The organism is Candidatus Thiodiazotropha sp. LNASS1, assembly GCF_964212655.1.
GTDB lineage: Bacteria > Pseudomonadota > Gammaproteobacteria > Chromatiales > Chromatiaceae > Thiodiazotropha.
This window is the reverse complement of sequence record NZ_OZ156465.1, coordinates 3,321,318-3,339,086: the sequence shown is the minus strand read 5'-3', so window position 1 is coordinate 3,339,086 and position 17,769 is coordinate 3,321,318. Positions and strand designations below refer to the sequence as shown.

Sequence of the window (17,769 nt, the reverse complement as noted above, 5' to 3'; positions counted from 1 at the left end):
TTCAACCTCCGGTCACAGGCGGAAAGAAGGCAACCTCGTCACCGGACTTCAGGGGTGTATTTCTGTCGGCCAGCTCTTGGTTGACTGCCATCATTACCCTTTGATCCTCGGCAAAGAGTCGGGCCCACACATCTCCGCGTCCGCACAAGGCCTCAAGAAGATCGCCAATGGAGGATAGGCCGTCCAACTCGAATTGTTCGGTCGCAACACCGAGTTCCTCGCGGAATCGGGCAAAAAAGAGGATCTGAATCATGTCATCAACTCATTGTAGGGTATGAAATCCACAGGATCACCTGGCTTAATGGCGGTAAGCGGTGGCAATACTGCAAGTCCGTTTGCCCACACTACGGAGCTTAATACACCGGACGAGCGATTGGGGTAGAGTTTGACGACCGCCTGCCCTTGCCCGTTCAGCTCCAGACGTCCGCGGGCGTACTCCTGACGCTTGTCGGTGGCGGCCTTCTCGAATCCGGCAATGACACTGACAGGTTTGGGACGGACCTCACCGGATAGTCCCTGCATGCGCAGAATGAACGGCCTGGCGAAGAGGGAGAAGGTGACAAACAGCGACACCGGATTCCCCGGCGCACCCATAAAAGGTGTCTCCCCGATATAACCGAATGCCAGTGGTTTGCCCGGACGGGAGGCGATTTTCCAGAGTTCCAGCGAGCCCAGCCGCTCCACCGCGGGCTTGACATGATCCTCCTCCCCCACGGAAACGCCACCCGACGCCAATACCAGGTCAGCCTCCTCGGCGGCACGGGAGAGGGCATCGCATGTCGCCTCGAATGTATCTTCCACAATCCCAAGCTGAATCACTTCACAACCCAATCGTTGTAACATACCGCTCAAGGTAAATTGGTTGGAGTTGTAAATCTGCCCGGCCTTCAACTCTTCTCCAGGCATCACCAGCTCATCACCACTGGAAAAAACCGCCACTTTCAGCCGACGAAATACCGTCAACTCTGCCACCCCCACCGAAGCGGCCAATCCCAGGTGCTGTGGGTCAAGCCTGGTACCCGCCGGCAATATCTCCTCGCCCTGCAGAATATCCTCTCCAGCTTTGCGGATATTGGCGCCTATAGCAGGACTTTCCATGATCACGACCTCTTCGCCATCGATCCTGCAAACCTCCTGTATGACCACGGCATCGGCGTTCTCAGGCACCGGCGCACCGGTAAATATGCGCGCCGCAGTCCCAGTCTCGAGTGACGTCCCCACCGATCCGGCGGGTATGCGTTGAGCGACATGCAGCCTGACATCATCACTTTGGAGATCATTGCTGTTGACTGCAAAACCGTCCATGGCGCTGTTATCCCAGGGTGGAACGTCGACCTGACTTTTAACCGGCGCCGCCAGTACACGCCCCAAAGACTCATCCAGGGCCAGTGTCTCATGTTGCGTAATGGGTTTGACCTGATCGAGCAGGAAGGCCAGCGCCTCATCGACCGGTTTCAGCTGAGCTTGATGGCTATCGCAATCACCCATCTTAACTCTCCAACAGGCGGGGAAACATTTGTGCGAAATTACAAGGCCGGGTACGTATATCAAGCTGGGATTTCAAGATTTTTTCCCACCCTGTGCGGCAAGCCCCGGTGGATCCGGGCAGGCAAAATATCAGTGTGCCGTTGGCCAGGCCGGCAATCGCCCTGGACTGCATCGAGGAGCTGCCGATCTCCTCCAGGGAGATTGCGCGATAGAGCTCACCGAAACCCTCGATGGATTTATCAAACAGCGGCTGCAGTGCTTCCGGGGTGCTGTCTCGCCCGGTAATACCGGTACCCCCGGTGGATATGATCACATGCACATTCGAGTCAGCTATCCAGGCTGAAACCACCGCGCGCATCTGATAAACATCGTCTGGCACGATACGCTTGTCAACCACCTGGTGGCCTGTATCCAAGGCCCTTTCCCTTAGGGTCCGACCTGACTTGTCAGTCTCTTCAGTACGGCTGTCCGATACTGTCAGTATTGCAAGATTAAGGGGTACGAAATCGCTCTCTGTAAAATGTCCGGACATAGCTTTTCTCTATTTAAACTTATAATCAAAGGCCTTTTCGAAGCGATGGCCAATCTCATCCGGCGATACATAATGATTCTGTGTACCCGCCTGCTCGACCTTGATCGCGCCCATCAATGCAGCGATTCGGCCGGTCGTCTCCCAGTCCATCTCATTCATCAGCCCGTACAACACGCCAGCACGGTAAGCATCGCCACAGCCGGTTGGATCAACCACCGCTTTCACCGGTGCGGCAGGGATAGAAAAGACCTTATCCCTGGTGATGATTTCAGAGCCTTCCCCGCCACGGGTTACGATAATCGCCTGCACCATCTGCGCCAGTTGTTTCAGGCTTTTTCCGGTACGCTCCTGCATCAACATCGCTTCATAATCGTTGAAGGCGAGCCAACTGGCCTGTTCGGTGAAGGTCATCAGACTATCGCCGTCGAACATGGGCATGCCTTGACCGGGGTCAAATATAAACGGCACGCCTTTCTCGGCAAATTGCGCGGCATGTTCAATCATACCCTGCCGGCCATCCGGCGATACCATGCCCAGCGTACAACCATCGATCGTTGAGACATCTATTTGGTGGGCCTGGTTCATCGCTCCCGGATGAAAGGCGGTAATCTGGTTATCATCCTTGTCTGTGGTGATATAGGCCTGTGCAGTATAGTTACCGGGGACTTCCAACACCTGCTCGCGGCTGATACCACACTCATCCATCCATTTTGCATAAGGGGCGAAATCGTCACCCACGGTACCCGCAGGTTTACCCTCGCCACCGAGCATCTTCAGATTGTAGGCAATATTTCCGGCACATCCTCCAAACTCCCTTCGCATGTCGGGCACCAGAAAGGAGACATTCAGGATATGCACCTGTTCCGGCAGGATATGATGCTTGAAATGGTCATGAAAGACCATAATGGTATCAAAGGCGAAAGAACCACAGATCAAGGCCGACATGATTACTCCTTGCCGATATCGGTTAAGTATAAAAAAATTGTTGAAACGTGGATGCAAAGCGGTATTTTTAACCTTACACACCACAACAGTAATTTATCCAGGACAGAAGACCTCTCAGCTCCCCAATACCTGTCCGTAAATAGATTACTCAAGCTTGAATCTATCTGGATTCGCGTTTATTTGCGTATTCTCGTTCCCACGCTCCGCGTGGGAATGCATACCATGTCGAATCCCTCAGCCAGACCACCCAACCTGATGTAGGCATTCCCACGCAGGAGCGTGGGAACGAGGATTATCTATCTGGATTCGCGTTTATTTGCGTTCATTGGCGGACTAATAAAACACACAGAATCATTTGCATTAGTCTGTGTTCATTTGCGGACTAAAAGCCCGGCAGACAACAGCTACTCATCTCCTCTCCAGGCGAGGTCGAGTTCCCGCGCAGCACGCACGTCGTCGAGCCGCCTTACCGGCATGCTGTGGGGCGCTTGTATGACAAGCTCGGGTTGAGTTTCAGCCTCCTGCTTGATACTCGTCATGATTTCAACGAAATTATCAAGCTCCTCCTTCGCTTCGCTCTCTGTGGGTTCCACCAACAGACACTCCGGAACCAACAAGGGAAAATAGGTGGTTGGAGCATGCACGCCATAGTCAAGCATGCGTTTGGCGAAATCCATGGTATTGACTCCCAACTCCTTGGCTTGCCGCTTCAGGGTAAGAATGAATTCATGACTGGCGCGACGTTCGGGGTAGGCGGCATCGAAGCCAGCCTCCATTAAACGCTTGAGCAGATAGTTGGCGTTGAGTGTGGAAAACTCCGCAACCCGGTGCATCCCTTCGCGTCCCAACAGGCGGGCATAGACATAGGCACGCAGTAACACCCCGGCATTTCCGGCGAATGCGGAAAGACGGCCTATGGATGCGGGTCTGTCCTTTTCCGTCAGCCAGCGGTAGTCACCGCCGTCCAAATCGACCATAGGTACCGGCAGGTAGGGTTCGAGACGTTGACTGACCCCCACCGGACCCGCACCCGGACCACCTCCGCCATGCGGTGTGGAAAAGGTCTTGTGCAGATTCATGTGAATGACGTCGAATCCCATATCACCCGGCCTGACCTTGCCCAGAATTGCATTCAGGTTGGCGCCATCGTAATAGAGCAGACCACCCGCGGCATGTACCAGCTCGGCAATCTCCTTGATACGCCGCTCGAATACACCCACGGTGGATGGATTGGTCAACATTATACCGGCGGTCTGGGGACCCAGCGCCGACTTCAACGCATCCACATCGATATCCCCGTCGGCTCCGGTGGGTATCTCCCTGGTCTTATAACCACACATCACAGCCGAGGCCGGATTGGTGCCATGGGCCGCATCCGGCACCAATATCTCGCTGCGCTGCGTATCGCCTCTGGCATCATGGTACGCACGAATCATTGCAACACCGGCAAACTCGCCTTGAGCACCTGCGGCAGGAGTCAGGGAGACCGCGTGCATACCGGTTACAGTTTTGAGTATCTCCTGCAGCTCATAGAGACAGGCCATGAAACCCTGACTGTGCGTCGCGGGCGCCAAGGGGTGTCTGCCGATCAGCCCGGGCAGGCTTGCCAAGGTATTGCAGGCCCGTGGATTGTATTTCATGGTGCATGAACCCAACGGATAGAAATGGGTATCGATTGAGAAATTCTTCTGTGACAGACGGGTAAAATGGCGTACCGCCTGCATCTCGGAAACTTCCGGCAGGCGTGGTTGAGTTTCACGCCGCAATGCCGACGGGATACCTGACAGCTCAGCCTGCTCCCGCGGTGCCTGCGCTGTCGCTCGGCGCCCCTTTCGTGAATGTTCGTATATCATATCGCCACCATTACCAATCGGGTTTCAACTGACAGGGGGTCTCCACCTGGGATGCGATCACCCGCTCCAATTTGCTCCGATAGTTTTCCAAATCACTGTCGGTTCTTAACTCAGTAGCGCATACCAAAATCGCATCGCCCAACTCGGGATAATCATCACCGAGGTCAAATCCACCTAGTACATTATGTGCCGCCAGCGCGCGCAGTACCTTCTTTGCGGCAATCGGCAGACGCACCACTCGTTCATGAAAGACCGCGCCATTGAACACGCTCTCGACACCGTGCAGTGATGTCAGCGCCTGGGTCAGTTTATCGGTATTGGCATGGCTCGCGCCCGCCACGCGCTGCAGACCCTCGCTACCCATGAGGGTCATGTGGATGGTGGCGGCGGTTACCATCAAGCCCTGGTTGGTACAGATGTTGGAAGTCGCCTTTGAACGCCGGATATGCTGCTCCCTCGCCTGCAGTGTGAGGGCAAAGCCGGGTTTTCCATCCATATCCACTGTCTTACCGATAATACGGCCAGGCATCTGACGTACCAGTTTTTGCGTGCAGCAGAGGAACCCGAAATAGGGTCCCCCGGAAGCCAATGGCGCTCCCAGCGGCTGTCCCTCTCCACAACAGATATCCGCGCCCTGCTCGCCCCACTCTCCAGCCGGTTTCAAAACCGTCATAGCGAGCGGATTAACCACTGCGATCGCCAACATACCGTTTGCGTGCGCCCAATCCGTCAACTCGTCGACCGCCTCCAGCACACCGAAGAAGTTAGGTTGCGGGATAACCAACGCGGCATAGTCCTCACCGCTATAGCGCTCCAGTTCCTGCTTGTCGATTTCGCCACTCTCACTGTCATATGCCACCTCAACCAACTCGATCTGCTGGTTTCGTACTATCGTATGGGTCACCTTGCGATAGGCTGGATGCAGGTTGTGAGGGATAAGAATGCGTTTTGACTTTGATTTGCGATTCGCTCTGACTGCCATTAAAACCGCTTCAGCCAGAGCTGAAGCACCATCATAGAGCGATGCATTTGAGACATCCATACCGGTTATTGCCGTCATCATCGACTGATATTCATACAGCAGTTGCAGGGTCCCCTGGCTCGCCTCAGCCTGATAAGGCGTATAGGCGGTATAGAACTCACCCCGGGTAGTCAACTCCCAGACCGCCGCCGGTATGTGGTGATCGTAGGCACCCGCCCCAATGAAACAGAGGGGCTGTCCATCGGTACGGGCCCGCGCCTGCATCAGCCTGGAGAGTTCCATTTCCGATATTCCTGCTGGTATCGTGTTTAGTTCTCCGCAGCGCAATTCCTTGGGTATCTCATCAAACAACGCCTCGATATGCTCGACCCCGATGGCAGTCAGCATCTCTTGAATATCTTCTTCTGTGTGGGGGATGAATGGCATAGCTGTCTCGTCTTAAAACATATCTCAATATGCCGGCGAGTCCACGACTCGCAGCAGGGATAATCGATACAAACCCTGTATCATTCCTCTTCGGCGATCACCGCATCATAACCATCGGCATCGAGAAGCTCATCCATACTGCCAGTGTCCGTTACTTTCACCTTGAACATCCAACCGCTACCGTAGGCATCTTCATTGATGGTTTCAGGTGCCCCATCGAGGGCTTCATTGATAGCGATGACCTCGCCCGTTACCGGACTATAGACATCGGAAGCGGCCTTAACCGATTCAACGACCGCGCAGTCACCACCGGCCTCGACCTGGGAACCCACTTCAGGCAGATCGACAAAAACAAGATCACCCAGCAGTTCTTGTGCATGGGCTGTGATACCGATGGTATAACTGCCATCGCCTTCATCTTTAATCCATTCGTGGGATTTGGCGTAGCGTCTGTCAGTAGGTGTATTGCTCATATTTCTTACCTTCAAGAAGATTAGTTACAGATTCAGCCCGAGGTTAATTGCATTCCGGATTATAAGTCGATGACGGCCTTGCCGTTGCGTACAAAGGGCGGTTTGACCACTTGCGCCTTGAGCCGTTTTCCACGCATTTCAACCTCGCAGGTCTCACCGATATCGGGCAGGACCCGGGCAAAAGCAATGGATCGCTCCAATGTTGGGGCAAATCCACCGGAGGTGATCTCACCGACCTCTCTCTCGGCATCGTACAGCTTCAAATGGTTACGCAGTACCCCACGTCCGGTCAATACCAAACCGATGAAACGCCGCCTATTCGGATCATTGCGCTGTCGCTCCAGCACTGATCTGCCGACAAAATCGCGTTCCGACGGGTCCCAGGCGATGGTCCAACCGAGCCCGGATTCCAGGGGCGAGGTCTCCTCGTCCATGTCGGAGCCATATAGATTCATACCTGCTTCCAGACGCAGTGTGTCCCGAGCACCAAGCCCACATGGCTCAACACCCGCATCGTGCAATTGCCGCCAAAAGGGTGCCGCCTGATCACCTGGCAGCATGATCTCAAAACCGTCTTCACCGGTATAACCGGTTCGGGCCAGGAACCAATCGCCATCGGTAACCGCATTGAACGGTTTCAGGTCAGCGCCTGCCTGGCGCAGAATGTCGGACATCAGTGGCAGCGCTTTTGATCGCGCATTGGGACCCTGTACTGCGATCATGGCGAGATCGCGACGGGGTGTGATGTTCACATCGTAGGTTTCGGATTTCTGCGCCAACCATGCCAGGTCCTTCTCCGTGGTGCCTGCATTCACCACCAGGCGATACCAGCTGTCATGCAGATAGTAGACGATAAGGTCATCCACCACGCCACCCGTATCGTTGAGCATACAGGTGTAGAGGGCCTTGCCCTTTTGCTTCAGCTTATCCACATCGTTGGCCAACAGATAGCGTAAAAGTGGATTAACACCATCGCCTTTGATATCGACCACCGTCATATGCGATACATCGAACATACCCGCGTCACGCCGCACCTGATGATGCTCCTCCAATTGGGAACCATAGTGCAAAGGCATATCCCAACCGCCGAAAGGAACCAGTCGGGCCCCCATTGCCTGGTGCGTAGCGTAAAGTACAGTCTGCTTAGTCATTGCCTTCTCCAGGTCCAAAACGTGAAAAGGGGCGGCGCGGATGAATACCCATCCGCGCCGCCCCTCTGTCCAAAACCTGAGAGTTTGGCGCCGTTGTTGTTTGTTTCGGCATGGTGATAATCACTATTTACCGCCTGTCCAAACAGCACTATAGAGCGCCTGCCCCTTCGGTGGGTGTTGTCACACCGCTCTCCAGAGTCGACCTAAATCCCCCGTTGGTTGACCTTTACAGGGTGACTTCCCCCCCACGGTCCTTTTGCCTGAGCGATTCCGGGCGGGATTGCGCCTTCGGCGCCGGCTTGGGCCGGCCTCTCCCACGGGGGTGGATCGAGATGACGACTATACCTTGCCGCAAACCGCTTGCCAATCGCGAAAAACCTTATAGGCGGTCCCGTTTCACCACCGATCAAGGGTTTGCAAGCAACTTCGACAGCTGTCACCCAGGGCCTGTTCAGACCTAATTTGCAGGGTTGTAGCAGCGACTAATGGGTAAGTGTTAACAGGTCCTGGTGTAGCGCCCTACACTAATGCATTCGGACTCTGGCAAGGGAAGGCAGTTCACCACTCATCCCCATGGCACGACGAATCAGCTGATGCTTGATAACTCCGGACCGATTCGCCACATCCAGACCGAGGTTGCGAATCAGTCTAAGCGGCATCACGTCGTTGCTGAAAATGCGTTTGAAGACATCCATTGCGGCCAACATGGCCATATTCGGTCCCTTTCTCGCCCGCTCATACCGTCTCAATGTGGTGATAGAACCAATTGCTCTACCTGTGCGATAGGCGTCAATGACTACATCAGCGAGGGTCATGGCATCCATGAATCCGAGATTGACCCCCTGTCCCGCCAAGGGGTGCATCGCATGGGCCGCATCACCCACCAGGACAAATCCGGGCAGACAATAGCTTTGGGCATGCCCAAGACGCAGCGGAAAGAGGCCGCGTGGTCCAACATCGATTATCTCACCCAGAACAGCCTCACTGGCACGGGTCAATTGATCACAGAACAATGCATCGGAGAGCGCCATCAATTCGTCTGCCTGCTGCGGTGACGTCGACCATACGATGGAGCAGCGCCCGTCATCTATAGGAAGCAGTGCGAGAGGTCCTCGCGGCATGAAGCGCTGTCTGGCCATCCGCTGATGATGGCGTGATGGTTTGACCGTAGCGACAATGGCATGTTGATTGTAATCCCACCCTTTTGTGTCGATACCCGCCATCTCACGCAACTGTGAATCACGACCGTCTGCCGCCACGATGAGTTTAGCTCTCAATTGCTCACCATCGTGCATAACGACACCCGTAAGTTGATCCAACTGTAACTCCGCGACACCGGCAGGATGACGTAAAGTGACATTGGGTAGTGTCTCCAGTATTTCCCATAGCGCCAACTGGGTGACGCGGTTTTCCACAATATGGCCCAGATCGGATTCTCCAATTTCAGACGCGCTGAAATGAATTCGACCGCTACCCTCCGCATCCCATACCTCCATATCGGTGTATGGGCTTACACGCATCTCAGCCATTCTCGGCCAGGCACCTAGATTTTGAAGCATGCATTGTGATGCACGGGTCAATGCAGAGACGCGAAGATCGACTTCATCCTTTGGCCAACTGCGTTGAGGCTCTCTCGTTTCAAGGATGCAGATGTTTAATCCGGCATCAGCGAGGGCACAGGCCAATGCGGCCCCCACCATGCCACCGCCCACGACAATCAGATCGTACATATCTTTAATCAAGTGATATCCCCCGCGCCAATCTTGGCAATCGTCCGTTCAATCCCATGAATTGACGCGCCACCAGGTGTTTCATACTGGGAACAACATCAAGACCCACCATACCCAGATTCCGAACCAGTCGTAACGGACCGAACGGATTAGCGAAAAACCGTGCCAGGCTATCGGTGATCATGGCTACACTGTTCTGATCCTTTTTGCGCCAATTTGCATACTCCTTCAATAATTCGATATCACCCGGATCCTGCCCCCTCTGCGCGGCATCGGACACCAGGTCCGCCAGCACGGCGACGTCTCGCAGACCGAGATTTAAGCCCTGCCCCGTTACCGGATGAATCGCGTGAGCGGCATTTCCGATCAGGGCCACGCGGGAGCTGACCTGCTCAACCGCTTGTCGTAAACTCAGTGGATAAGCAACCCGTTTACCCAATTCATACAGACGCCCGAGACGATGACCGAAACGGTCCTGCAACCTGAGCAGAAACGCTTCGTCCCGCAACGCCATCAGTTCCGCAATCTGGTCATCTTTTGCCGTCCACACCATGGAAAGGCGATCATCACGCATGGGCAGCAGTGCCAGGGGTCCGGTATTGGTGAATCGCTCATAAGCGATTCCTTGATGCGCTTGTTCAGCACGCAGATTGGCAATGATCGCGGTCTGGCCGTATGACTTCTCTTTCAGGGGAATCGACAGGAATTGCCTGACCAGGGAATTACCACCGTCTGCAGCAACCAGCAGACGCGTGCTCAGAACCTGCTCGCCATCATCCTGGCTGATGCGCACTTCAACATCTCTGTCCGATACTGCAAAACTCTTCAGTCTTGCCGGGCAGATCATTTTTATGGCGTCATGATTCACCAGATCCTGTAATAAAGCCTGGCCCAGTGCGCGAGCGGTTACCACATAACCCAAAGCCTCGACTCCTTCATCCAGGTGATTGAGTCGGGTAAAACCAAAGTGACCGCGATCGGAGATATGGATATCCAATATCGGCTCGGCGGCGACCTGAATGTCATCCCAAACACCCATTGCCTGTAAGATGATACGGCTGCCCCAGGAGAGGGCAAGCACTCTGTCATCGAAACTGGGCTGAGCCGAGGAGTCGAACGGCCAGGCTTCGATGACACCGATCCTCAATCCCTGCCCACTGACCGCATGCGCCAGACTGGCGCCCACCATACCGCCACCAACGATCAGAAGATCAAAACTATCTGCCATATCATGCCGCCATAATGGCCTCAATTTCAGCCACTGTTTTTACAATATCCTTGGTCAAGACCTCACAGCCATCTTTGGTCACTGCCACGTCGTCTTCAATACGGATGCCGATGTTCCACCACTTCTTGGCCACACCCTTGGAGCCGGCGGGTATGTATATACCGGGTTCGATTGTCAAAACCATGCCCGGTTCCAATAAACGCCAGGTTCCGTCGACTTTATAATCACCCACATCATGTACATCCATACCGATCCAATGCCCGGTGCGATGCGGAAAAAAAGCCTTGTACTTCTCTTCGCGAATTAATTTAGCCAGTGTACCCTTAAGTATTCCCAGTTTGATCAAGCCCCTGGTAATGGTCCGTACTGCGGCATCATGGGGATCATTCCAATGGTTACCCGGCTTTACCTTGGCAATCGCAGCCTCCTGTGCCGCCAGTACCAACTCATACAACTCTCGCTGTGGCTTACTGAAGCTGCCGTTTACCGGATAAGTACGTGTGATATCAGAGGCATAATAGTCCACTTCACAGCCGGCATCGATCAGCAACATCTGTTTGTCGGCAACCTTGTCCATGTTATCAATGTAGTGCAGCGTGCAGGCATTTAAGCCAGCACCGACAATCGGGGGATAGGCCTGGGACTTGGCGCCCTGATGTGCACACTCACGCACAAACTCAGCTTCAAGCTGATACTCCCACAAACCCGCTTTACAGACTTGCATCACCCTTTTGTGCGCCTTGGCGGAAATCCTTGCAGCCTGGCGCATGACCTTCAGCTCGGATCGACTCTTGTATAACCGCATTTCGTGCAGATAGTGATCCAGCGCAATGATCTCGACCGGTCCCTGAACACCGCTGCGCGCTTCACAACGAATGGCGTTGATCCACTCAGAGAGTCGTTTGTCGAACTTTGCATTACAACCCATGATGTAAAAGATGCGCTCACACTGTTCAAGCATGCGCGGCAGAATGTCATCCAAATCTCCGATTGGAAAGGAATCATCTGCTCCATAGTCATCGACAGCGCCTTCCTGTCCCGCTATGGCCCCATCCCACTGCTCCTTTACCGGATCGCGCTCCCTATTGAAAAGAATATACTCCGCCTGCTTTCTTCCCGGAATCAGGACCAGCACAGCCTCCGGCTCGGGAAAACCTGTCAAATAATAGAAATCACTGTCGGGCCGGTAAGGATAGTGCACATCTCTGTTGCGAATCAGCTGCGGCGCCGTGGGCAGTATGGCAATACTGCCCGGCCCCATCATGCGCATCAGTTCACGTCGCCGCCGTTTGAATTCACTCTTCACCATGGTCGAGCTCCCGAACTTTCGCCAGATCTCCCCAAATAAGCAAGGTCACCACTTTCAGGAACTCCTGTAGTTCTGCATAAGCCTGTTCAGTCGCCTCACCCGACTCGAGTAATTCATAGTCGAGCCGGGTGAAATGGGTAATATCCTGCAATGCCTCTCTGGCATCACCTTCGAGTTGCTGATCCGTGATACCCGACATGCCCAAACCATACAGATACCCTTCACACCATTCACTCAGGGCCTTGGCCCTTGCGGTAATGGGTTGAGTATCATCCGGAAGATAGGGCATGAAAGTCAGATCATCATTGCCAATCTGGTCACGAGATATATAGTAAAGTTCACCGATCATCTCTCTGGCCTCGCGCGCCAACAGATCCTCTTGAGGCCAATCCTTGAACAGCGCCGTCATCCAATCGATGTGGCTTTGAATGGTACCGGCACACACCAGACCACAAATCACGCCATGGATCTCGCTGGCGCCAAGATCTAGGCCGATTGAGCTCAACGCCCCTACAAGACGTGAATAATCGGGCATTTGGCGATTCTCAATCATTTACATTTTCCTCTATGATTAAGGGCCTGTTAATACCAATTTGATTGCCACTGTGGCACTCGAAAAAGCGCCATTCAAGTCACGAGGAGCGTTATTTGGTGACTCCAAATATGTGACGAGTAATACCGGGCGGCGCTTTTTTAGGCGTACCCCAAGGGCACTTCCTTCGGGGCTTAACCCGATGGGCCAGGGCCCTGTTTTTTACCCAGCGGTGTTATCGGTCGCATATGTAGATCCACTACACAACGCTCCTTCTGCCTTGCTGGATAAAAAACAGGGTCTTGGCAGTGACAATCAAATTAGTGTTAGCAGGCCCTAGAAACAAATCATAACATGCAGATGTAGAGATTGACCCGCCAGTATCTGACCACTATATTGTTGGCCATGACTGAGAAAGAGACACAAAATCCGGCGGATTTGGACCTGCGGAAGCTTGAAATCCGGGTTGAAGAGCTTATACGGGCCTGCTCCTACCTTAAAGATGAGAATAAATCACTGCGTGTCAGACAGGATAACCTGGTATCCGAACGCGCCGCGCTCATCGAAAAGACAGAGCTGGCTCGTGCCAGGGTTGAAGCCATGATTACACGACTGAAATCCATGGAAACACCCCAGTGAGCAACGATCGATTGCCTGTAACAGTCAATATCCTCGATAAAGAGTACCGTATTTCCTGCCTGCCGGAAGAACGAGAATCCCTTTTACAAGCCGCTGCTTATCTCGATGGCCAGATGCGCGAGATCAGGCAGAACGGGCGTATCATAGGCACTGAGCGGGTTGCCGTTATGGCCGCGCTCAATATTGCCAATGATCTGCTCTCCAGCCAGCAAAGCAAGGAAAATGGCTCGCAGAACATATCGCGTCGTATAAAAAATCTACAAGAAAAGATTGAGATTGCACTCAATACAACCAATCAACTGGAACTTTGATCAAAATAGGTTTAGCCTAGAGGTATGACATCCCCTGCGGTGTTCGTAAGCAACCAGGGTATTTTCTTGAGCCTAACATCTACCCAGGGAGCATGATGAAAGGGCCGGTGTGCATGTCCGCATCCTAGCGGGAAGCCTGAAGCTCTTCTGTTGTTCCCACTTGAACCCTCTGGTTCAAGAACAGCGGTTTGCGACGGCACAGGTGGGGGATGTCTCTTATACAACCCCGCTCAAACCATGCAAGCTCACCATATCCGCCGTCAAATCAAGGCTCACCGGCAGCAGCTGAGCCTACAAACACTCAAGCTCCATAGCCGAAAGGTCCTCCGACTGGCTGCAAACTACAAGCCCTTCAGACATAGCCGTCGCATCGCTTTTTATATCGCCGTACGGGGTGAAATGGATCCGTCACCCTTGTTGCAACTTGCACTGGATACTGGCAAATCCACTTTTTTGCCCGTGCTGCGAGAGCGGCCATCCCGTGGGCTATGGTTTGCGCCTTTTACATCTCGTTCAAGCTTGACAACAAATCGATTTGGTATTCCTGAACCGAATCACAATCATAGCAAGCTGATCATGCCATGGACTCTTGATCTGGTGTTCGTGCCCCTGATTGCATTCGATAAAAAAGGGAATCGGTTGGGTATGGGAGGTGGATACTATGACCGGACATTTGCATTTCAAAGAAAACGCAGCCATCTAAAAGGCCCCACACTGGTTGGTTTGGCGCATGAGTTTCAACAGCAATCACAAATACCGGTAAAGCCTTGGGATATACCACTCGATGCTGTCATAACAGAAGCAGCGATATACAAGTTCAAATAGCAAAAACATATAAACTGGATGTTTAGATCATCATATTTAGACTCATCGATACCCATCAACATCACTTAGCAAGTGTTGCATATCAACAACGATTTGAAATAATTGATAAAAGATTACCATCTATTCTGGATTTTTTTAAAAGCTGAATTATACTCAGTTCATCTATTCAGGTAGTTCTCTCGGGAGGGAATGTAAATGGCGAAGAAAAAGGCCGCCAAAAAGAAGGCAACTGTTAGACGTTCAACCACAACCAAGAAGGCACCCGCAAAGAGAAGGGTCGCCAAGAAGAAGGCAACGACTAAGAAGAGAGTCGCAGCCAAGAAGAAAGTCACGAAGAAGAAGGTGGCAACCAAAAAGAGAGTTGCCAAAAAGACAGCAAAGAAACGGGTAGCTAAAAAGAAAGCTACAACCAAAAAGAGGGTGGCCAAGAAGAAGGCAACCAAGAAGAAGGTCGCAAAGAAGAAGGTTGCTAAGAAAAAGGCAACTAAAAAGAAGGTCGCTAAGAAGAGACCTGCGCGTCCCAGGAAAGTGACGCCACGTAAGAAAAGAACAGCCAGATAAGTCTGTTATTTCTTAACTATACTAAACCCCGCTCTGCGGGGTTTTTTATTGTCTGCGCTACCGCCTGTACCGTACCACAATAATTGTTATTTTTACCTTTAATATCATATAGTTACAAAGACTCACGCAGACACATAAAACGCAATAAACAACGTTAACGACATCACTCGATAGCAACCGCATGGATGTGGCATACGTTACGGGAGATCATAGTGTCTATACCACATCCCATAGACGAAGCAGATCCGACATACCGATCATGATGGAGAACCTAGCTGGCACCCGCAAACAATTTGTAAGCTGGATTATCGGTTTCATCCCAAAACGGATAGTTGAGTTTCTTTAAGCGCCTGAGGAGGGTGTTTCTATCCGCTTTCGATAACTGAATACCCATAAGCACACGTCCATAGGCGGCGCCATGGTTACGATAGTGGAACAGACTGATATTCCAGTCGGTACCCAAATTATTCAGGAAATAGAGCAGTGCACCCGGTCTTTCGGGAAACTCGAATCGTATCAGCTTCTCTCCCTCAAGACCCTGGGCGTGTCCACCAACCATATAACGGATATGCAGTTTGGCTGTTTCGTTATCGGTCATATCCACAATGGAATATCCCTTATCAATGAACCGCTGGAACAATGCTTGTCTTTCCTCGTCACCGTTGCTCAATTCAATGCCAACAAAGATCTGTGCACGATTTGGATCACTGTAACGATAATTGAACTCAGTGATGCTGCGTTTTCCTATCAGTTTACAAAAACGCAGAAAGCTACCGGGCTGTTCCGGTATTTGAACAGCGAACAGCGCTTCTCTTCGCTCTCCGAACTCGGCACGTTCAGCCACGTGTCGCAGTCGATCGAAGTTGATATTCGCACCACTATTGATGGCTATGAGGTTTTTACCGGTGAGCCCCTCGCGCTTCACATATCGCTTTAACCCGGCAATCGACAAGGCCCCGGCAGGCTCAGCCGTGGTACGGGTATCATCAAATATATCCTTGATTGCGGCGCAGATTTCATCCGTGTTCACCAAGATCACTTCATCCACCACCTGTTTTGCGATGCGATAGGTCTCTTTGCCCACCTGTTTTACCGCAACACCATCCGCAAAAATCCCCACCTGCTTGAGCTTTACACGCCGCTTTGCAGCCAATGCAGTATATAGTGATGGTGCGTCCTCAGGCTCAACACCTACAATCTTCACATGAGGGTAGACATATTTGATGTAAGCACCCACACCGGCAATCAAACCACCCCCGCCGACAGGGACGAATACCGCCTCGGGCGGTGACGGATGCTGTCTCATCAGCTCCATTCCAATCGTTCCCTGGCCAGCGATGACCTCTGCATCATCGAATGGATGTATAAAGGTCAATCCCTCTTCCTGGGCAATTGTCTGTGCACGGGTATAGGCCGCATCATAGGAGTCTCCGGCGAGGATTATCTTCGCGCCGAAACTCTTTACCGACTGCACTTTGATCGGTGGTGTCGTCTTAGGCATCACGATCAAAGCCTGAATTTTCAGTTCTTGCGCCGCCAGGGCAACACCCTGGGCATGATTGCCTGCTGATGCCGCGACCACACCCTGGCGTTTGATCGTGTCTGGCAGGTTAACCATTTTATTGTAGGCACCGCGCAGCTTGAACGAGAATACCGGTTGCAGATCCTCTCGCTTGAGGAAAACATGATTATCGAGTCGTGTCGAGAGACGATTGGCTCTATCCAGGGGGGTCTCCCTGGCGACATCATAGACACGGGCGCGTAGTATTTTCTCTATATAACGTTGTGGCATGAACTCATCCGATAACAGACACCCTTGATGACAATGGCATGGTAACAGCCTGTATCCCACCAGTGGACCTGACTTTCTTCATTGGTATGGTTATTATTACGCACACTCGAAGAAAAAGCTTTGGTAACACAATATCAACCCTATATTTTGGGCCAATGTGTAGTTACTTTTCCGGATTATGGGGCTGCCGCAGAAAATTATCGACCGATCTTTGCCATCTGCCACCCATAATTTACTTTTTGGACCTCTAATCTGAACTGTGATAATGACGTTGTTCGGTGCGGTGATTATTTCTGCGGGCCAGTTAAATGACCGCATCAGGAGAATAGAATGAATGCAGACGATCTTAAGAAACAGGCCGCAGAGGCTGCGCTTGAATATGTCAAAGGCGGCATCATAGGTGTCGGTACCGGTTCAACGGTTAATCACTTCATCGACTATCTGGCCGGTGTCAAAGGTAAGATCGAAGGCACAGTCTCGAGTTCGGAGGCATCGTCGGAGCGCTTGAAGGGTCACGGCATCCCCGTACTGGACCTTAATGCCGCGGGAGAGCTTGATATCTATATCGACGGTGCCGACGAATCGGATCACTATCTTAATCTTATCAAGGGCGGAGGTGGTGCACTCACCCGAGAAAAGATCATCGCAGGGGCGAGTAAAAAATTCATCTGCATAGCGGATGAAAGCAAGTTGGTCGATGTGCTGGGCTCTTTTCCACTCCCGGTCGAGGTTATTCCCATGGCTCGCAGCCATGTGGCGCGGCAGCTGGTTAAAATGGGCGGCACCCCTATCTGGCGGGAAAACTTCGTCACCGATAACGGCAATGCCATCCTGGACGTCCATAATCTTGAGATTATGAAGCCCAGGGAGATGGAGAATGCAATCAATGCCATCGCGGGTGTGGTCACGACCGGTATCTTTGCTATGCGCGGTGCCGACGTACTGATTTTGGGCACCGAACAAGGAGCCAAGACAGTAGTGCCAAAATAGTC

Annotated in this window: 18 protein-coding genes, 1 other RNA gene and 2 riboswitches; of the genes, 6 read left to right on the top strand and 13 right to left on the bottom strand. The window is 52.5% G+C overall.

The features are described 5' to 3' along the window. Position 1: 1 nt before the first annotated feature. The 12 genes from moaD to AB8516_RS14625 form a co-directional block, all read right to left on the bottom strand. Positions 2-253, bottom strand: a complete 252-nt coding sequence (moaD, locus tag AB8516_RS14680) for a molybdopterin converting factor subunit 1 (RefSeq protein WP_108291277.1) — start codon at positions 251-253, stop codon at positions 2-4. After that, positions 250-1,488: a gephyrin-like molybdotransferase Glp gene (gene glp / locus AB8516_RS14675; protein ID WP_369161769.1), complete on the bottom strand. Its 1,239-nt coding sequence runs from the start codon at positions 1,486-1,488 to the stop codon at positions 250-252. The genes moaD and glp overlap by 4 nt, the downstream gene beginning before the upstream one ends. A 1-nt stretch (position 1,489) precedes the next feature. Further along, entirely contained in the window at positions 1,490-2,020 is a 531-nt protein-coding gene (gene moaB, locus AB8516_RS14670; protein WP_369161767.1) for a molybdenum cofactor biosynthesis protein B, read from the bottom strand. Between the two features lie 9 nt (positions 2,021-2,029). Continuing rightward, positions 2,030-2,965 (bottom strand): carbohydrate kinase family protein, encoded by a 936-nt coding sequence (locus AB8516_RS14665; RefSeq protein WP_108291283.1) that lies wholly within the window; start codon positions 2,963-2,965, stop codon positions 2,030-2,032. A gap of 404 nt (positions 2,966-3,369) precedes the next feature. Further along, the gene (gene gcvPB / locus AB8516_RS14660) at positions 3,370-4,818 is read right to left on the bottom strand and encodes an aminomethyl-transferring glycine dehydrogenase subunit GcvPB (protein WP_369161765.1); all 1,449 of its coding nucleotides are present in this window, start codon (positions 4,816-4,818) and stop codon (positions 3,370-3,372) included. Between the two features lie 10 nt (positions 4,819-4,828). Further along, positions 4,829-6,226 carry an aminomethyl-transferring glycine dehydrogenase subunit GcvPA gene (gcvPA, locus tag AB8516_RS14655; protein ID WP_369161763.1) on the bottom strand — a complete coding sequence of 466 codons (1,398 nt, stop codon included), beginning with the start codon at positions 6,224-6,226 and terminating at the stop codon, positions 4,829-4,831. 80 nt (positions 6,227-6,306) lie between these two features. Next, entirely contained in the window at positions 6,307-6,699 is a 393-nt protein-coding gene (gene gcvH / locus AB8516_RS14650) for a glycine cleavage system protein GcvH (protein WP_108291289.1), read from the bottom strand. A 59-nt stretch (positions 6,700-6,758) separates the two neighbouring features. Then, positions 6,759-7,850, bottom strand: coding sequence for a glycine cleavage system aminomethyltransferase GcvT (gcvT, locus tag AB8516_RS14645; protein WP_369161761.1), 1,092 nt, complete (start codon positions 7,848-7,850; stop codon positions 6,759-6,761). 55 nt (positions 7,851-7,905) lie between these two features. Continuing rightward, positions 7,906-8,056, bottom strand: a riboswitch (glycine riboswitch). Positions 8,057-8,088: 32 nt separating this feature from the next. Then, a riboswitch (glycine riboswitch) is annotated at positions 8,089-8,177 on the bottom strand. A gap of 197 nt (positions 8,178-8,374) precedes the next feature. Beyond that, positions 8,375-9,592 (bottom strand): UbiH/UbiF/VisC/COQ6 family ubiquinone biosynthesis hydroxylase, encoded by a 1,218-nt coding sequence (locus tag AB8516_RS14640; RefSeq protein ID WP_369161759.1) that lies wholly within the window; start codon positions 9,590-9,592, stop codon positions 8,375-8,377. Beyond that, positions 9,585-10,808, bottom strand: coding sequence for a 2-octaprenyl-6-methoxyphenyl hydroxylase (gene ubiH / locus AB8516_RS14635; RefSeq protein ID WP_369161757.1), 1,224 nt, complete (start codon positions 10,806-10,808; stop codon positions 9,585-9,587). The genes AB8516_RS14640 and ubiH overlap by 8 nt, the downstream gene beginning before the upstream one ends. A gap of 1 nt (position 10,809) precedes the next feature. Beyond that, positions 10,810-12,117 (bottom strand): Xaa-Pro aminopeptidase, encoded by a 1,308-nt coding sequence (pepP, locus tag AB8516_RS14630; RefSeq protein ID WP_369161755.1) that lies wholly within the window; start codon positions 12,115-12,117, stop codon positions 10,810-10,812. Then, positions 12,104-12,670, bottom strand: a complete 567-nt coding sequence (locus AB8516_RS14625; protein WP_369161753.1) for a UPF0149 family protein — start codon at positions 12,668-12,670, stop codon at positions 12,104-12,106. Before AB8516_RS14625 ends, pepP begins: the two co-directional genes overlap by 14 nt. Before the next feature lie 384 nt (positions 12,671-13,054). On the opposite strand from AB8516_RS14625, the gene AB8516_RS14620 reads away from it, so the two are divergent. The 5 genes from AB8516_RS14620 to AB8516_RS14600 all read left to right on the top strand — a co-directional run bounded on the left by AB8516_RS14620 (position 13,055) and on the right by AB8516_RS14600 (position 14,985). Continuing rightward, a complete protein-coding gene (locus AB8516_RS14620) occupies positions 13,055-13,288 on the top strand; it encodes a TIGR02449 family protein (RefSeq protein ID WP_108291484.1) in 234 nt (77 codons plus the stop codon). Continuing rightward, positions 13,285-13,599, top strand: coding sequence for a cell division protein ZapA (locus AB8516_RS14615; protein WP_069123888.1), 315 nt, complete (start codon positions 13,285-13,287; stop codon positions 13,597-13,599). The genes AB8516_RS14620 and AB8516_RS14615 overlap by 4 nt, the downstream gene beginning before the upstream one ends. A gap of 28 nt (positions 13,600-13,627) precedes the next feature. Continuing rightward, positions 13,628-13,812, top strand: a non-coding RNA gene (ssrS, locus tag AB8516_RS14610) — 6S RNA. 24 nt (positions 13,813-13,836) lie between these two features. Continuing rightward, the gene (locus AB8516_RS14605) at positions 13,837-14,424 is read left to right on the top strand and encodes a 5-formyltetrahydrofolate cyclo-ligase (protein ID WP_108291301.1); all 588 of its coding nucleotides are present in this window, start codon (positions 13,837-13,839) and stop codon (positions 14,422-14,424) included. Between the two features lie 195 nt (positions 14,425-14,619). After that, entirely contained in the window at positions 14,620-14,985 is a 366-nt protein-coding gene (locus AB8516_RS14600; RefSeq protein ID WP_108291303.1) for a histone H1 protein, read from the top strand. 271 nt (positions 14,986-15,256) lie between these two features. On the opposite strand, the gene ilvA is transcribed toward AB8516_RS14600, so the two are convergent. After that, entirely contained in the window at positions 15,257-16,777 is a 1,521-nt protein-coding gene (gene ilvA / locus AB8516_RS14595) for a threonine ammonia-lyase, biosynthetic (protein ID WP_369161750.1), read from the bottom strand. A gap of 330 nt (positions 16,778-17,107) precedes the next feature. Between ilvA and rpiA the strand changes: the two genes are divergently transcribed. Beyond that, the gene (gene rpiA / locus AB8516_RS14590; RefSeq protein ID WP_108291307.1) at positions 17,108-17,767 is read left to right on the top strand and encodes a ribose-5-phosphate isomerase RpiA; all 660 of its coding nucleotides are present in this window, start codon (positions 17,108-17,110) and stop codon (positions 17,765-17,767) included. The last annotated feature ends 2 nt before the right edge of the window (positions 17,768-17,769 follow it).

Excerpts from the sequence above, each read along its gene's own strand:
- moaD (WP_108291277.1), bottom strand. The coding sequence starts at position 253 with ATGATTCAGATCCTCTTTTTTGCCCGATTCCGCGAGGAACTCGGTGTT.
- glp (WP_369161769.1), bottom strand. The coding sequence starts at position 1,488 with ATGGGTGATTGCGATAGCCATCAAGCTCAGCTGAAACCGGTCGATGAG.
- moaB (WP_369161767.1), bottom strand. The coding sequence starts at position 2,020 with ATGTCCGGACATTTTACAGAGAGCGATTTCGTACCCCTTAATCTTGCA.
- AB8516_RS14665 (WP_108291283.1), bottom strand. The coding sequence starts at position 2,965 with ATGTCGGCCTTGATCTGTGGTTCTTTCGCCTTTGATACCATTATGGTC.
- gcvPB (WP_369161765.1), bottom strand. The coding sequence starts at position 4,818 with ATGATATACGAACATTCACGAAAGGGGCGCCGAGCGACAGCGCAGGCA.
- gcvPA (WP_369161763.1), bottom strand. The coding sequence starts at position 6,226 with ATGCCATTCATCCCCCACACAGAAGAAGATATTCAAGAGATGCTGACT.
- gcvH (WP_108291289.1), bottom strand. The coding sequence starts at position 6,699 with ATGAGCAATACACCTACTGACAGACGCTACGCCAAATCCCACGAATGG.
- gcvT (WP_369161761.1), bottom strand. The coding sequence starts at position 7,850 with ATGACTAAGCAGACTGTACTTTACGCTACGCACCAGGCAATGGGGGCC.
- ubiH (WP_369161757.1), bottom strand. The coding sequence starts at position 10,808 with ATGGCAGATAGTTTTGATCTTCTGATCGTTGGTGGCGGTATGGTGGGC.
- pepP (WP_369161755.1), bottom strand. The coding sequence starts at position 12,117 with ATGGTGAAGAGTGAATTCAAACGGCGGCGACGTGAACTGATGCGCATG.
- AB8516_RS14625 (WP_369161753.1), bottom strand. The coding sequence starts at position 12,670 with ATGATTGAGAATCGCCAAATGCCCGATTATTCACGTCTTGTAGGGGCG.
- AB8516_RS14620 (WP_108291484.1), top strand. The coding sequence starts at position 13,055 with ATGACTGAGAAAGAGACACAAAATCCGGCGGATTTGGACCTGCGGAAG.
- AB8516_RS14605 (WP_108291301.1), top strand. The coding sequence starts at position 13,837 with ATGCAAGCTCACCATATCCGCCGTCAAATCAAGGCTCACCGGCAGCAG.
- AB8516_RS14600 (WP_108291303.1), top strand. The coding sequence starts at position 14,620 with ATGGCGAAGAAAAAGGCCGCCAAAAAGAAGGCAACTGTTAGACGTTCA.
- ilvA (WP_369161750.1), bottom strand. The coding sequence starts at position 16,777 with ATGCCACAACGTTATATAGAGAAAATACTACGCGCCCGTGTCTATGAT.
- rpiA (WP_108291307.1), top strand. The coding sequence starts at position 17,108 with ATGAATGCAGACGATCTTAAGAAACAGGCCGCAGAGGCTGCGCTTGAA.